Here is a 15,541-nt window from a genome sequence, read left to right on the forward strand (position 1 = left end):
CCAGGAACCACACATACCTGCGACAAAAACGTTAAAAACTACCGCGCACACCCAGTGCCATCGAACGGCCCGGCAGTGGGGTTTTGTCTTTTAAAAATGAGGTATGCACCCGAACATCTTCATCTGTCAGATTCTGGCCTTTGAGGTAGGCAGTAAGCTGCGAAGAGCCAAGGTTAAAGCGGTAGCTGACGCTGGCATCGAGCAAGGTATAACCGTCAGTCGCCGTTTCCAGCGCTGCAGTTCTGTCCTGCTTCATATAGCGGGTGGCGCGTAAATCTGCGCTGATGGCATCCTGCTCATAAGCCAGCTCTGCGGAAAAACGCAGTGGCGGCGTGCGGGGTAAGTCACCACCACCTTTTAAGCGGGCACGGATATAATCGCCTTGCAAGGTTAGTTTAAACGGCTCATTTAGCTGCCAGACATACTGCGCCTCTAAACCGTGCAAAGTGACATCAGCAGCGGTAAACAGATACACCGGCAACTCACCGCTGTGATCATGCTCATCGCCGTGATCGTGATCATCGCCGTGGTCATCGTCGTGATCATGACCGTCTTCGGCAAACAAGCCGGTATTTTGCTGGTAGTAGTAGTTATCCACCTGGTTATAGAAGGCATTTAACACAAAGCCGGTATTACCGCTGAATTTACGCAGCGTAATATCCAGGTTATTCGCCGTTTCCATTTCTATTGCTTGAGTGTTTAACACAAACTCATCGTCATCCAGCACAAATAATGCACCAACTTCATAGGCCGCCGTACCAATGTGCGGGCCAAATGACAGTAACTCAGATGCGGAGGGCGCCCGCTGCGAACGTGATACTGATACACCGAGGTTATAGCCTTCAGCAAAATCCCATACCGCACCGGCCGACAGGCTGTAAGGTGTGAATTTTTGGCTGACATCAAATACGCGGATAAACTCTGCACCGTGGTCGTCATCAGCGTGGTCATCATGCTCGTCGTGGCCATGGGCAGCAATATCCGGCAACAGCACATTCGTTGCATCAAGCGTTACCCGTTCAATACGGGCACCTAACTGCACTAACCAGGGGCCACAGTGGCGTTCTTCCATCCAGCCCAACGCCAGCATTTGCGTTTCTGACGGCGGCGTAAAGGCTTCTGCGCCGATGGCCTCAAAATCACTGTATTTGTAGTGCAGGCTTAAGCCGCCGCGCCAGTCCTGATAAGGCCGGTGTAAAATTTCAATACGGGCTTCACGGCTTTGGTTTTGAAAGGTAGTGCCAATTTCGCCATGCTCAATTTCAGCATGCTCATAATCGGTAAATGCCAGTTTGGTGTTAACGGCGCGGATTAACCCGGATGAAAAGTTCAGCTCGCTAAGCAGCTGATAGCGGTTCTGGGTTAAGTCGGCAAACACGTCTTCTTCGGCGCTGTGCTCATCGTGGTCGTCATGATCATCGTGCTCATCATGGCCACCATGCGAATGTCCCGGAATACCGTACTCGCGGTCCAGCCGGCCATAAGACACACCAATATAGCCGTTATCCAGCAAATAACTGCCACCTAAGGTAAAGCCTTTAGCAGTAGCGGCGGTATTAGCTACCTTACCTTTTACCGCATCTTCATCCGGCGCTATATCGGCAAAGCCGGGAATACTGTAGTTGCCGTTGTCGCGCCAGAAGCCATCGACGTAAACGCCAATGTTATCGACACCGGAAACCAAAGAACCTGCAGCTAATTTTTCATTGTTAACGGATTCACGCTGCAGCATCCATTCGGCACGGGTGCTGTTGTCGGTAGGAATACGCTCGTCGACCACATTCACCACACCACCAATAGCACCACTGCCGTAAAATAAGGTGGCCGGGCCGCGCAGCACTTCAATTTGTGTGGCAGTGCTGGCCTCGGCGGCTACACTATGGTCAGGCCCTACGCGTGAGGCATCACCGGCATCGAGGCCATTTTGCGTAATCAGCACGCGCGGGCCGTCCAGGCCACGGATAATCGGGCTGCTGGCCACTCCACCATAGAAATTAGAATGCACGCCGACTTCGTTTTTTAACGTATCACCCAGTGTCGACGCTTGACGCATTTTCAGCGCATCGCCGGCCAATACGCTAACCGGCAAGGCTGACTCAGTAGCAGAGGCATGAAACGGGCTGGCTTTTACATCTATTACTTCAATGCTGCTGCTAAGCAGGGTCAGGCTAACATCTGTTAAGCCTTGCTGTGGCACAGTAAAGTGAAAATTACGGTGGCCAAAGCGGCGCGCTTCTATATGCAACTCTGCTTCAGCGGCCAGCAGCTTGCTTACCACAAAACGGCCGTTGGCATCGGTAAATACCCGCTGATTCTCCCCCACCACGCTAATTTCAGCCCCCGCTACCGGCTGGCCATTCTCATCAATAACCACGCCGCTAACAGACTCTGCACTGGCATAACCCGCCAGCAAACAGCTACTAACCACCGTGGCCAATATGGTTTTCTTAAACATCTTATTCCCCATAAATAGCGCCGTTTTGCCATTGCCTGGAGCAGCTTCAGCATTTGACGGCTCAATTGTTATGTTATAACATCTTTTAACTTTTGTGATGTTATAACATTATTTAGCGTTAGTGCAACGCCTGCGGGTAAATAACATCAGCCAACCCCCAACTTATTCAGTGAAGCGAAGTAATGACGAAACCTATTGATCCACGGCTGCCGGTAACGGTGTTATCCGGCTTTCTCGGAGCCGGTAAAACTACCCTGCTTAACTATGTACTGCATAACCGCGACGGCTTGCGCGTGGCGGTTATCGTTAACGATATGAGCGACGTCAATATCGACGCTCATCAGTTAAATAAAGAAGTAAGCCTGAACCGCGCCGAAGAAAAACTGGTGGAAATGAGCAACGGCTGCATTTGCTGCACCTTGCGCGAAGATTTATTGCTGGAGGTGGGCAAACTGGCTAAAGCCGGCCGCTTTGATTATTTGTTGATTGAATCCACCGGCATTTCCGAGCCGCTGCCGATTGCTGAAACCTTTACCTTTGAGCACGAAGACGGCCAGAGCCTGGCCGATATTGCCAGGCTGGATACCCTGGTAACGGTAGTGGATGCGGTAAATTTTCTTGCTGACTTTGAAGCCGCGCAGGATTTAAGTGAACGTGGCGAAAGCCTGGGCGAAGACGACGAGCGCAGCGTCGCCGACTTATTAATCGAGCAAGTGGAGTTTTGCGATGTATTGGTAGTAAGCAAAGCCGATTTGGTCAGCGCAGAGAAGTTACAACGTCTTAGCGCCATTTTACGTAGCTTAAACAGCCGCGCCCGCATTATTCATGCTGACAAAGGCAAAGTTGAGATAACGCAGATCCTTAATACCGGCTTATTTAACTTTGAGCAGGCGCAACAAGCGCCCGGCTGGCTGGCTGAACTACGCGGTGAGCATAAACCGGAAACCGAAGAATACGGTATCAGCAGCTTTGCCTTTACTGCACGCAAGCCGTTTCACCCGGCGCGCTTTCATGCCTTTTTACATCAGGACTGGCCGAGCGGCCGCCTGCTGCGCTCTAAGGGTTATTTTTGGCTGGCCAGCACGCCCGAATACGCCTGGCTGTGGCATCAGGCCGGTGGCATGGCCCGCTACAATATGGCCGGCTTATTCTGGCAAGCGGTGCCGGATGCAGAGTGGCCGAAAGAGCCGGAATTGCAGGAGGCCATTATGCAAAGCTGGGCTGAGCCCTATGGCGACCGGCGCCAGCAGCTGGTGTTTATCGGCCGGCAACTGGATAAAACCACCATGCTGGCGCAGTTGGAAGCCTGCCTGTTAACCGACGCCGAACTTGAACCGGGTGAGCAGCAATGGCAGCAACTTACCAACCCCTTTATGCAGGAGACACCATAGCACTGCGACAATATGTCGCATCCACTGCTGCGCCGGTATTTGTTACCTTAGTTGAGTAAAATCAATTAACTAACAGAATAATGCGCATGACATTTAATAAACTTACCCCAGCCGTGCTTGGTCTGCCTTTACTGCTTGCTCCCGCTATCGTGTTCGCCACAGAGGCGACAGCAAATGATATTGAAGTGATGGTGGTCACCAGCAGCCGCCAGGCGCAGGCGTTGGTTAATCTGGCCGAAGCCGTGTCCGTGCTGGATGAAGCCACTATTCAAAACGTCAGCCCCGGCCACCCGGCGGAGCTGTTAAACCGTGTCTCCGGAGTGCATGTTAACGATTTAGGCGGTGAAGGCCATATGACGGCTATCCGCCAACCTATCAGCACCGGTGGCGTTTACTTGTTTTTAGAAGATGGCTTACCTACCCGGCCGACAGGTTTTTTTAACCATAACGGCCTGTATGAAATAGATATTCCGAATGCCGGCCGGGTAGAAGTGACCAAAGGCCCGGGCTCAGCGCTGTACGGTAGTGATGCCATCGGCGGCATGTTTAATATTTTAACGCCAGAGCCGGCTGCGCAGTTTGGCGGCCGCTTACAGGCGGAATTGGGTAGTGACGGCTGGCAACGCGGTTTACTTAGTGTCAGCGGGCCTGTAGCGGAAAACCACAGTGCCTTCTGGCAGCTTAACAGCACACAAAGTGACAGTTTTCGCGAACAGTCGGATTATCAGCGTTTTTCCACTAACCTGCGGCTGGATAGCGAAGTCAGCGACAGCACCCGGCTAAAAACCCTGCTTAGCTTTGGCAAGGTAGAGCAAAGCGGCACATCAGGCTTGTCTTTTACCGACTTTAGCCAAAACCCACAGCGTAATTACTATCATGCTGAAATGGGCGCACGCGATGTGCAGGCGCTGCGGTTGTCGGCCGAGCTGCGCCATCAGCTATCTGACACCAGCGAGCTGATGCTGACGCCCTTTTTCCGCGATAACCGCTCCGATCTAATGCCCGGCTGGATGCTAAGCTACGACCCGGTACTGCAGCAAACCCGGTTTAAATCCTATGGTTTACTGGCGCAGTACAGCCAGCAAAACAGCAGCGCCTTTAACTGGACGGCCGGGCTGGATATTGACTATACGCCGGCCAACTTTGCCGAGCAGCAAATTACCGTCAGCCGCGACGGCGATATTTACACTGATTACGCCCTGACCGGCCGCACCAACTACCACTATGACGCCGATCAGACTGTATTATCTCCCTATGCACAACTGCAGTGGTTTGCCACTGAGCAACTGATTATCAGCCTGGGCGCGCGCTATGATTATTTCAGCGTGGATTACACCGACTTGCTGCCAGAGGATGTGCCTCAGCAAGTGGGCCGTAGCAGCTGGTTACGGCCAGAGTCGCAGAAGGTCAGCTACCGCCAGCTTAGCCCCAAAGCCGGTATAGTGTGGAAATTCGCTGACAACCAGCAGCTGTATGCCAACCGGCGCCATGCTTTCAGGGTGCCGTCTGTTGGCCAGGCATTCCGCCCCGGTAGCAGCAGTGACACCACTGAACTGCAGCCGGTAACTGCGGTAAACCACGAACTGGGCTGGCGTGGCCAGTTCGGGCGGATCAGGCTTGATACAAGCTTGTACGATCTGACCATAAAAGATGATGTGGTGACCTACATCGACGGCAATACGCGCAAAGTGACCAATGCCGGTGAAACCAGCCACCGCGGTATTGAACTGATGCTGCAGCTTGCACTGAATGCGCAATGGCAATGGCAAACCAGCGGCAGCTATAGCCGGCAGAAATATGACGATTTTCAGTATCTTTACAGCTGTTTTCCACCGGCCTGCGTACCGCCGCTGTCAGAAACCCGCAACTTTGCCGGTTTTGATGTCGGCAAAGCGCCAAAACAGCTATGGCAAAGCAGCCTGAGTTATCAGCCGCAAGCAGTATCGGGCTTGTGGTTGGAGTTAGAATGGCAAAAAGTCGGCCGTTACTTTACCGACGAGACCAACACCAACACTTACCCGGGCCACGATTTATGGCACCTGCGAGCCCGTTATCAGCTAACCGGCAGCATTACACTGGCGGCAAGACTGATGAATATCAGCGATAAAACCTACTCGACCTATACCAGCAATCAGGTCGGTTCAAGCGCCGTCGAGTACCGGCCGGGTATGCCGCGCAGTGTATTTGTCAGTGCCACAGTCAGCTTCTAAGGGGCAAGCATGAAAACCTTTACCTTAGTAAAATGGCACCGCTTGCTGTTATGGCTCGGTGGCGCCACCTTGGTTATCTTTGCCCTTAGCGGTATCACTCACCCTGTTATGAGTTGGACCGGGCCACAAGCGGTCACCATGCGCCCACCGGCGCTGCAGCTTGACGGCGCCACTTTACAGCGGGCTATGCTGCAGCTGAATAACGCCGCGCTGCCATCGCAAGCGCTGGTAAAGCTGCTGCCCTATCGTAATACAGTACTGATCCAGCTAACCGCCGATCTCACTTCGCCGCGCCGCTATCTGACACTGGATGGTAGCGACGCGCCGGACGATAAAGACGTCGCAGTTTGGCTAAGCAGTCACTACAGTGGTCTGCCGGAAGCAGAGGTTAGCGCCATTACGCTGCTAACGGCGTATAACAATGCCTATCCGTCGATAAACCGCCTGCTGCCGGTGTATCAGGTGGATTACCAAAACGGCCTGAGCCTGTATATTCACACCGAAAGCCTGAGCATGGCCGGCATTACCAATCCATATAAAACCACAGTACAGGCGGTATTTCGCCAGCTACACAGCTGGCAGTGGCTGGATAGCACGCCCACGTTGAAAGTTATCATTATGACCATACTGCTTGGCAGCGCGCTGTTACTGACACTCAGCGGCATCTGGCTGTTGCTGAAACTGCCTTTGGGCGCCCGCCGCAGGGGCCTGCGCCGCTGGCATTATGCGCTGTCCTGGCTGCTGGCGCTGCCGGTGCTGTTGTATCTGCTAAGCGGCATCTATCACTTTGCTTATAAACAACTGCCCAAGGCCAACACCGGTTTAACACTGCCTGCCAGCCAGCCGCTGCCGGCCACGCTTAACCTGCAACAACAGCTTGATAGCCGGGTGTTGTATAACAGCGCCAGTTTAATTCAAGCCGCTGCTGGCCACTGGTATTGGCGACTATCTGAATTTAACCCCCAACAACAGGCCGATCGCCACAGCCGTTTTAACGGCCAGCAAAGCGAGCAAGGCGCCCGGTTTTTAGCCCTGACTAACAACGCCCCGGCGCTGGACGATGTCCGCTACGCCCGCTTGCTGGCAGAGAAGTTTACCGGTTTAGCGCCAGAGCAGCTTAGTAATCAAACGCTAATCAGCCGCTTTGGTCCGGACTACGATTTTCGCAACAAGCGCCTGCCGGTATGGCAGTTTGACTACCCCGGCGGCCGGCTGTTTGTCGATGCGCTAAGCGGCCAGTTAATTGAGCAGCAAAGCCAGGCCAGCCGGCTTGAGCGCTACAGTTTTTCTTTTGTGCATAAATGGGGCCTGTTGCAGCCGCTGTTAGGCCGTGAAGGCCGCGATATAGCGGTAACAGGCATTATGTTGTTAGTGCTGCTGATGGCTGGTTTGGGCTTTGCCATGCGCCTGCGCCGCAGATAACACCATACACAACAGTAGTGCGACAATTTGCCACAGCGACGCAAGCCGCTGATGGCGTTACACTTAACACACTCAGAATGACATTACCGCTGCAATGGTTTAGTCTGCTCTGACATTTTGCAAACGGCTGCCTGGCAGCCGTCTTTTTTCTGTAGCAAGGTAGAGCTTCGCTATGGCCACACAACTTATTATTGCCACTGAACTTTCCGCGCAACATCAGCTTAAACACTTTGTGCAGTTTCGCTGGGGTTTGGTAAGCTTTGCAGCGTTAGCACTGCTTGCCGGTTGGTTACTGCATTATGAGGTCAGCTCCTGGCCGTTACTTAGTCTGTTGCTGCTAACCCATATTTGCACCAATTTACTGCCGCCCTGGCTGGCTGCCAGCCGCGTACCACTTAACGCCATTTACCTGCTGTGTTGCACACTCGATGTGCTTTTGTTGACCTGCTTACTGGCGTTAAGCGGCGGTGTCAGTAATGGCTTAGTCGCCATGCTGTTACTGCCGGTGGCCGTAGCCGCCGTTATGCTACCCGGGCGCAGCTGTTATTTTATTGCCCTGCTGGCCATTGTTGGCTATAGCCTGCTGTTACAGGTGGGCGATTTAAACATTCCGGATATTGATAGCTTGCTGGCGCAAACTGAGCAGCACGCCGCCCATGCCGGCCACCTGATGCATGCGCAGCACAGTACAACGAGTGGATTTAGCCAGCATATGCAGCAAATGTGGTGGGCCTTTGCTATCTCGGCCTTGCTAATCAGTTGGTTTATCAGCGCCCAGGCTAACTTAAATCGGGTTAAATCGAAAAAAATAAGTGAATTACAGCAGCAGCAAGTGCGCAACGAGCAAATGCTGGCACTGGCAACCTTTGCCGCTAACGCGGCGCATGACTTAGCCAGCCCAATCCAAACCATGCAGCTGTTGGCCGATGAACTGGCAACCGATCAGCCGGCAGCACAGGATTTAAAGCAACAGCTGCAGCGCTGCCAGCAGATTGTGCAGCAACTGCGCAGCGATGCCGGCAGCCTGCGCCAGCAGCACAGCACAGCGCCGTTGTGCCAGCAAACAGAGCAGGCGATAACACGCTGGCTAAACAGCCGGCCGGATATCAGCCTTAACATCAAGCGGGTCATACAGGCCGAAGATTTTACGCTAAGCGATAGCCAGGGTTTTAGTGCTGCCCTGCTGAATATCCTTGATAACGCTGCCGACGCCAGTTTGGCCAATAACAGTAACCAGTTGGAATTACAGCTGAGCCTGCACGCTGAAGGCTTAACCTTGCAGGTAGGGGATTTTGGTGAGGGGTTATCTGACAGCCGGCTGGCTGAGCTGGGTAAACTGCCACAGCAAAGTGAGCAAGGCTTAGGCATAGGCCAGTTTCTGGCCAATATGTCGATTGAGCGCTTAGGCGGCAGTGTGCGCCGGCAAAATGCCGGCAATGGCACCCTAACGCTAATCACTATGCCACGCCAGCACACGGAGCCCAAGGCGTGAAGCTGGTAATTGTTGATGATGATATCGCGTTGCTTAATGCGCTATCGCGCCGGTTTAGCCTGCGAGGTTTTAGCGTCGTGGCTATTTCAGACGCGATTACGCCGCCGCAGCTTGTAGCACTGCAGGCCGATGTCTATTTACTGGATCTGCGCTTTGCCAGCCAGTCCGGCTTAAGCTTTGTTACGCCGCTGCGCCAGGCATTGCCTGCTTGCCGTATTGTGCTGCTAACCGGCTATGCCAGCATTGCCAATGCTGTGCAGGCGGTAAAGCTGGGCGCCGATGACTACCTGACCAAGCCTGTCGATTTACTGCAACTTGAGCAGGCACTGCGCGGTGATAACAGCGCGCTTCCTGCTACAGAGCACAACAGCCAACCGCTCCTGTCACCTGATCAGCTGGAATGGGAACATATAAACCGCGTGCTCAGCGAGCAGGACGGCAATATCAGCCGTACCGCAGAGCTGTTGGGCATGCACCGGCGAACATTGCAGCGCAAGCTAAGCAAACACCGGCCTTAATCTGATTTATTGCTGTTCAGCCATTTGCTGTAAAAACTGCAGGCGCTGCAGCTCTTGCTCGTCGGGTTGCCAGGGCTCATCGCTTAGCTGGTTAAGTGAAAAACTGTCTAACTGGTATTCGGCTTTTTCACTGTCGCCGTATTGCGTGAGCTCACCCGGTACCGCCGGGCGTTTTTCCAGTACAAAGCTGCCGAGAATATAAGGCCCGCTGTTATTACGCAGCACGGCTTTAAAAGCGCGTAAGGTGATTTGCTGCTTGCCGCTGCCCAGTTTTTCAGTTGCGGTCAAAAGTGCCAGTGGCTGACGTTGTTCGGTGTACAAATTGGCACGCAGGCGGTAAAAACCAGCTTGTTTTACCTCAAGCTGCAGCGGGATCTGCATATCACTGCCCAGACCGCGTACCTCACCGACGCCGGTAATAGTGGCGACCGGGTTATGGTATTCAATACCGGTCTTCAGTACCTGGTTTTGTCCATTAGCGCTAAAGCTTACCTGCACTTCAAAGGCGCCGTTCCAGCTATCTTCCGGCTCAAGTGTAGCGCTGTAGCGCTGTGGTGTGCCGCGCATCTCTGCACTTGCTGCGCTGTCAGCGCTGCTTTCTTGTACCAGCTGCACGCTGACATCAAATACCTGTAAGCCGTTTATTTCCAGCGTAACCGGCACAGACTCAGGGTAACTAAAACGATACTTAGACAGCACTATGCTGGCGCTGGCGCCGCCTGCAAGCGGCACGCTTTGCGGGATATAGCGGTTGGGGTTAAGTAAATGCTCGTCATCAGTGCTTAGCGGCCGCGAGTAGCCTGGCAACTCCAACTCGGTAGCATAGGCGCTGGCCAGCAGTTTAAAGCTCTCACTTATTGGCTGCGGGACTTTCTCGGTTACCGTAATTTGCTGCGGCGCAGCAGCGGCAGGCTGTAATGGAGCTTTGGCCACAGTATCAGGCCGGGCCAATTCCGGCTTTGGCTGTTGTTGCAGCGGTGCCGGTTGCGGCCAGAATAACCCTAAGCCTGCCAGCAAAGCTGACAGGCTTAGTACTAACAACCACTTCTTATTCATGTTTAATTCGCGGCCTGATACACCAGTGCCGACATGCTGGTGTTATTCGAGTTACGCACCACACGATAACGTGAGCTGAAAATCCACCAGCCGCGGTTTTCATCGTAGGTATTAAACTGCAACCGCTCACCGTTTAAGTAATCAGCACCGCTGTTAGCGGCGGTAATTTCATCCTCAGCACTGTTAGCAATCACCTCGCTGTGGCTGTAGCCTTCGCTCATCAGCATCGGGTAGTGATACGGCATAAAGCCAGACGGACCACTAACCGAAGTAAGCTTGCCATCAAAGGCCACACTGCGCGAGCAACTGTTAAAGCTGGCCACAGCGGAAGCGCCGCAACTGGAATGACTGGCCACTACGCCATCGTCCTCGCCCGGTAAAAACAAGCCGGTAGCACCTAAGAAATCTGACCCGGCGCCAACAAAACGTAAGCGCGGTACGCGGCTATCCGGCAACGGCGCTAACTGCCGGGCGGTGTTTACCCGTAAATCGTTTAACACCCCTACCGTTGCCGGGGTAGGAATTTCACCCAGCCACAATGACAAGGCTAAACGCAGCGCGCCATCGATCAGGCCCGAACCACCGGCCACATTTACCGCTAAATCAGCCAGCTCTACCCCACCACCGGCACCGGCAAAGTCGAAGCTGGCAACAATATTCAGCGGTTGCAGGCCGGCGTTTTGCAGCCACAGCGCTTGGTTGTCAATAATGTAGCGGGTGACTAAATCGCCGGTAGAGTGCGAGACAAAAATACAGCCGTTGGCACAAGTACCCTGCTGCGACATTTGCTGCAACTTCGGCCAAACATAGTCACTGGCAATTTTACCGGCTACACGTTCCTGTGATGGCCAGTCTATGCGCACATCGGCACGGTCGCGCCAATATTCAGCCCAGTACTCAGCGCCATTGTTGCTTACCTGGCTGCCGGTAGGCCGGCTGGCTAAATTATCCGGCTGAAAGCCATGTACTAATACAACAGGGTAGCCGCCAACAGCCGCCTGCGCCGACGCGCTAAGCAGGCCTGCTAATAGCAGCAGGGTAGATTTTTTCATTGGGTTGTCCTCGCCTTTTCTCTGCTGAAACAGGGTTCTTGCTGAGATTATCGTTATTATTTTTGCGTCTCGTCCATGTGACTGGTTACAACTCCACCAACAAGATAGACCAGTAAGATCTGAATGCAATACGTAACGTTGGCCGGGCGGCAAGCAACAGCGGTTAAAAAACAACCTGACTGTTTAAATTCCCCAACAGTGAGATAAATGTGAATGTCGCAGCTGGTTTAACCACCTGCCTTAGTCGTTATAAAGCGGCAGCCAGCGGCTTAAACTGCTGTTTAAAGTGATTGCTCAAATTATTTTTGTCTTTCTTATCGCTTACCGGTATTAACCTTTAGCTCAGCCAACAAGGGTAAGCGCTTTATATTGCAGGCACTGTTGCAGTTGAGCCACTTTTTCCGGGTCGGTAGTTATGCAGATAAAGCGTGGGTTTTCCTGCAGATAAGGTTGGTTATTTTGTATGGTACAAATTTCCAACAGTTGCAAATTGGCAGTTCGCAGTTGCTGCTGTAAAACCGGCAGAAAGAAACCACCGTCATCGTAATAATTTAACTCGCCAAGCGGAACTCCGTGTTTATCGTACAGGCTGTCTGTTACCAGTGTTATGCCGGCCTGGCGGATCGGCACCAACTTATTCATACTAGCCAGAGCCCAGGGATCAAATTCTTTCCATTCAACATAACAATGAAAGTCCTCCCCCAGCAGCGCATCCAGCCAAAACAATTCTTTATAGATACCCTGCCGCTCATCTACCTCAGGTGTTACTACATTGGCCGCGACAAAACCCGGAACAGCTTGTTCCAGAGCAGTATAAAGCTCCGCATTATCCAAAATTAATTCCTTAATATTAAGCATAAATAACTAAAAATCAGCCATCACAAGATATTTACACTATGTGATCTGAAAACGCAGCCTAAGCTGCGTTTTTTTATATCAGCACCGGCTTACTGCTTTTTCATCAACTGATGAAAGGCGGCAATGTCGGTCACTTTTTTCTGGTCGGGTAAATCGGCAAAGGGTTGGTCGCGAAATTTAGTACCGCGCATCTGCACTGAAACCCGCGGTGCTTTGGCGTTTAACATGGTTTCGCGGTAAAAGGCCTTAACGTCTGCCAGGGTTACCTGCTCAACCGCAGCAATTAACTGCTGCTTGCTGTCGAAGCTGAATTTCTCGCGGTACCAGTCGCTAATTAACGGCCCTACTTCGTCCTGCAGGTTTTTTGGCGGCTCTTTTAACGTGACCAGGCTGCTGGCTTTTAACTGCGCGAAGGCCTCTTCAGTTAAAGCATCCAGCTCTTTGGCATACTGCTGTTTAAACAAGTCAAACCTCGCCTGAATATCAGCCACACCTTTTACCGGGGTCTGAATATACATGGCAAAGCCAACATAATCTTCCAACTGCATGGCGGTACCACCTACGGCGTACGCCAGTTGCTCTTCAGTGCGCAGCTTGTCAAAAGCCACATTACTGAAATGGCTTTTCAGCACCGTAGCACGTGCCAACTGGGCATAAGATGGCTCAGGATGCACATGCACATCTACCAGCGCAACGTCGGCTACGTCGATGTCTTTTTGCAGTACCAAAGTTTCGCCCACTGCCGGTTGCCAATAGGCTGTGCGGCTATATGGCAGTTCAGTGCGCTGTGCCGGTAAGGCTTGTTTTACCGTGGTTACTACTTGCTCTACCGCGGCCTTATCGTAGTTACCAAAAGCAAAAATACGCAGTTGGTTATGCGCCAGCGTAGTGGCAATAAAGGCCTGTAGCTCATCTGCAGTTAACGCATTTGTAGTTGCTATTAATTGCTCTGTTTCATAATTGCCGTTGCGGATCAGGCTATTGTAAGCGTTAAATGCCTGATAAAACGGGAACTGTTTAGCCTGATTTTGCAAGCCGCGTACGTAGCGATCTTTGGCCTGAGCAAAGCTTTGCCCATCGCTGCTTAGCGTTAAACCGGCCAACGCTTGCTGCAATAGCTGCGGTTGTTTGTCGGTAAAACCGGCTACCGTCAGCGCCATGCCACTGCCGGCAGTAAGGCGTAGTTGCATACCGGCAATATCGGCTTCAGTGGCCAGGGCGCTTTGCTGCAGGTTGTATAAGTCGTGCCACAGTGCCAGCAATACTTTGGCTTTAATGTCCTGTTGCGGCGCACCGGTATTAAAGAAAATCTCCAGCACACCGCGTGGCTGGCCGGCAAACTGTTGGCTGGGATACAACCAGGCGCTGATGCCATCCTGTTGCAGCACTAACTCCGGCTTTTGCTGTGCCTGTGGCGCTTTAACGGCAAAGTTCTCCGGTAGCAAGCGGTTTACCGCCGGCAGTGTCAGGGCCAGTTGCGGGCTTTGTTGCCAGCTTTGCTGCTCTTCCGCGCTGATATCGGCAATTTTGTATTTGCCGTCATAAAAATGCAGGCTGCTGTTATGCGGCTCCTGCTTGCTGATATACCACACCCGTAAGCGCTGTGGCGTTAACTGCGCCAGCACATCGCGGATCGCATCAGCGTCAAAACGTTGATAGTAAAACGGCGCATTAACAGCGTGGCGCGCCGGCACTTTTTGCATTGCATCGGCCAGGTTAGACACATAACCAAACTCATCGCCCTTTTCTAAAAAGCGGAATTGGTTATTCAGGCTGGTTTGAATTTCGCTGAAGTATTTGCTGTCCACGCCCTGACGTTTTACCAGTTCAATATACTGCATAATAGTGGCCACTATGCCTTCACGCGCTTGCATACCGGCATCGGTTAACTCGACATCAATGCTGAGCGAGCCATAATTGCCGTATAAGTCCGGCGTGGCACTGGCATTTAAGTTAGAAATAAGCCCCATGGCTTTTAATTGCTCTGCCGGGGTGCCGGGCATCTCTGAACCCAGCAGGTAGCTGATAAATTCGTTTGGTTTAACCGCAAAGCGGTCGCTGTTATTACTGATGGTAAAATCCAGCCGCAGCTGTTTTACATCCTGGTTCGGCACATAGTGAATGCGTTTGGCACCCAGCTGGCTGAAATCTAACTGCGCCGTAACGGCTGGCTTCTGAATGTTTTTATTCTCAATGCTGCTGAAATGTTTTGCCGCCAGTTGCTCCATCTCAGTCAGCGGTAAATTACTCAACAGCGCCACTTTCATAATATTGGCTGAATAATATTTTTGGTAAAACGCTACGGTTTCCGGGTGTAGCTTGCTGTCGTCTTTGTCGCCGAGCGTTTCCAGGTTACCAATTAAAAACCGGTTTGCCGGATGGCTGCCCATCATACCGCGCGATAAATTGTACTGGCCGAAAAAGTCCATCTCACGGCGCATTGACCACTCAGCATTGACCGCATTTTTCTCTTTATCGGTGTATTCCGGGTATAACTTGGGCGCTTTAAAAAAGTCGGAGAAGCGGTCCAGCGCTTCGTCGTAAGCGCCATTATTTACCTTAAACATATAGTTGGTAATATCAAGCCAGGTGTAGGCATTTTGCGCACCGCCATTGGCGGTCATAAATTCGCTGTAGCCCTTGGTATCCGGGTAGCGTTCAGTGCCCAAAAACAGCATATGCTCTAAATAATGCGCCATGCCTTGCTGGCTCATCGGGTCTTGTAATAAACCCACACCAACGCTTAAGGCAGCAGCAGATTTCTCGGCCGTAGGATCAGACACCAGCAGCACTTCCAGTTTATTTGGCAGCAGCAGAGTTTTATAAGCGCGGTTATCATTCGGGCTTACCAATACCTGGCCCTGCAGCTGTTGCTGAGTGGCTTGTGCATCGGCAGATAAACTACGTTCACCGGCACAACCGGTCAGCACTGCCAGAGCTACTGCACTGATAACAAATAATTTTTTCATCTTAATACCTGTAGATAAACAAAAGGTGGGTGTCTGTTTGCTTTAATGTAATGAATTGGCCGGCAGGCTGCCAGCAAAGGCTGCTGCGGGATTGTAATAAAATGTGTCGGTAGCCTGA

Annotated in this window: 10 protein-coding genes; 5 read left to right on the forward strand and 5 right to left on the reverse strand. The window is 52.3% G+C overall.

Going from position 1 to position 15,541, the window contains the following annotated elements:
• Positions 1-31 precede the first annotated feature (31 nt).
• The gene (locus Q8O77_RS17020; RefSeq protein WP_305556055.1) at positions 32-2,455 is read right to left on the reverse strand and encodes a TonB-dependent receptor; all 2,424 of its coding nucleotides are present in this window, start codon (positions 2,453-2,455) and stop codon (positions 32-34) included.
• A 182-nt stretch (positions 2,456-2,637) separates the two neighbouring features.
• Between Q8O77_RS17020 and zigA the strand changes: the two genes are divergently transcribed.
• From zigA to Q8O77_RS17045, 5 genes are all read left to right on the forward strand, one after another.
• Positions 2,638-3,846: a zinc metallochaperone GTPase ZigA gene (zigA, locus tag Q8O77_RS17025; RefSeq protein WP_305556058.1), complete on the forward strand. Its 1,209-nt coding sequence runs from the start codon at positions 2,638-2,640 to the stop codon at positions 3,844-3,846.
• 86 nt (positions 3,847-3,932) lie between these two features.
• Positions 3,933-6,056 carry a TonB-dependent receptor gene (locus Q8O77_RS17030; RefSeq protein ID WP_305556061.1) on the forward strand — a complete coding sequence of 708 codons (2,124 nt, stop codon included), beginning with the start codon at positions 3,933-3,935 and terminating at the stop codon, positions 6,054-6,056.
• A gap of 9 nt (positions 6,057-6,065) precedes the next feature.
• The gene (locus tag Q8O77_RS17035) at positions 6,066-7,478 is read left to right on the forward strand and encodes a PepSY domain-containing protein (protein WP_305556064.1); all 1,413 of its coding nucleotides are present in this window, start codon (positions 6,066-6,068) and stop codon (positions 7,476-7,478) included.
• 172 nt (positions 7,479-7,650) lie between these two features.
• Positions 7,651-8,970, forward strand: coding sequence for a HAMP domain-containing sensor histidine kinase (locus Q8O77_RS17040; RefSeq protein WP_305556067.1), 1,320 nt, complete (start codon positions 7,651-7,653; stop codon positions 8,968-8,970).
• Positions 8,967-9,488 (forward strand): response regulator transcription factor, encoded by a 522-nt coding sequence (locus Q8O77_RS17045; protein WP_305556070.1) that lies wholly within the window; start codon positions 8,967-8,969, stop codon positions 9,486-9,488. The genes Q8O77_RS17040 and Q8O77_RS17045 overlap by 4 nt, the downstream gene beginning before the upstream one ends.
• A gap of 6 nt (positions 9,489-9,494) precedes the next feature.
• Here Q8O77_RS17045 and Q8O77_RS17050 read toward each other — a convergent pair whose 3' ends face one another.
• From Q8O77_RS17050 to Q8O77_RS17065, 4 genes are all read right to left on the reverse strand, one after another.
• The gene (locus Q8O77_RS17050) at positions 9,495-10,544 is read right to left on the reverse strand and encodes a hypothetical protein (protein ID WP_305556073.1); all 1,050 of its coding nucleotides are present in this window, start codon (positions 10,542-10,544) and stop codon (positions 9,495-9,497) included.
• Between the two features lie 2 nt (positions 10,545-10,546).
• Positions 10,547-11,596, reverse strand: a complete 1,050-nt coding sequence (locus tag Q8O77_RS17055; RefSeq protein ID WP_305556075.1) for a hypothetical protein — start codon at positions 11,594-11,596, stop codon at positions 10,547-10,549.
• 342 nt (positions 11,597-11,938) lie between these two features.
• Positions 11,939-12,430, reverse strand: coding sequence for a hypothetical protein (locus Q8O77_RS17060; RefSeq protein ID WP_305556078.1), 492 nt, complete (start codon positions 12,428-12,430; stop codon positions 11,939-11,941).
• 113 nt (positions 12,431-12,543) lie between these two features.
• Positions 12,544-15,423 carry an insulinase family protein gene (locus Q8O77_RS17065; RefSeq protein WP_305556081.1) on the reverse strand — a complete coding sequence of 960 codons (2,880 nt, stop codon included), beginning with the start codon at positions 15,421-15,423 and terminating at the stop codon, positions 12,544-12,546.
• Positions 15,424-15,541 lie beyond the last annotated feature (118 nt).

The sequence above is a fragment of the Rheinheimera sp. genome (assembly GCF_030690345.1).
Lineage (GTDB): Bacteria > Pseudomonadota > Gammaproteobacteria > Enterobacterales > Alteromonadaceae > Alishewanella.

Coding starts and splice junctions, on each gene's coding strand:
- Q8O77_RS17055 (WP_305556075.1), bottom strand. CDS start 11,596: ATGAAAAAATCTACCCTGCTGCTATTAGCAGGCCTGCTTAGCGCGTCG.
- Q8O77_RS17020 (WP_305556055.1), bottom strand. CDS start 2,455: ATGTTTAAGAAAACCATATTGGCCACGGTGGTTAGTAGCTGTTTGCTG.
- Q8O77_RS17035 (WP_305556064.1), top strand. CDS start 6,066: ATGAAAACCTTTACCTTAGTAAAATGGCACCGCTTGCTGTTATGGCTC.
- zigA (WP_305556058.1), top strand. CDS start 2,638: ATGACGAAACCTATTGATCCACGGCTGCCGGTAACGGTGTTATCCGGC.
- Q8O77_RS17030 (WP_305556061.1), top strand. CDS start 3,933: ATGACATTTAATAAACTTACCCCAGCCGTGCTTGGTCTGCCTTTACTG.
- Q8O77_RS17050 (WP_305556073.1), bottom strand. CDS start 10,544: ATGAATAAGAAGTGGTTGTTAGTACTAAGCCTGTCAGCTTTGCTGGCA.
- Q8O77_RS17065 (WP_305556081.1), bottom strand. CDS start 15,423: ATGAAAAAATTATTTGTTATCAGTGCAGTAGCTCTGGCAGTGCTGACC.
- Q8O77_RS17040 (WP_305556067.1), top strand. CDS start 7,651: ATGGCCACACAACTTATTATTGCCACTGAACTTTCCGCGCAACATCAG.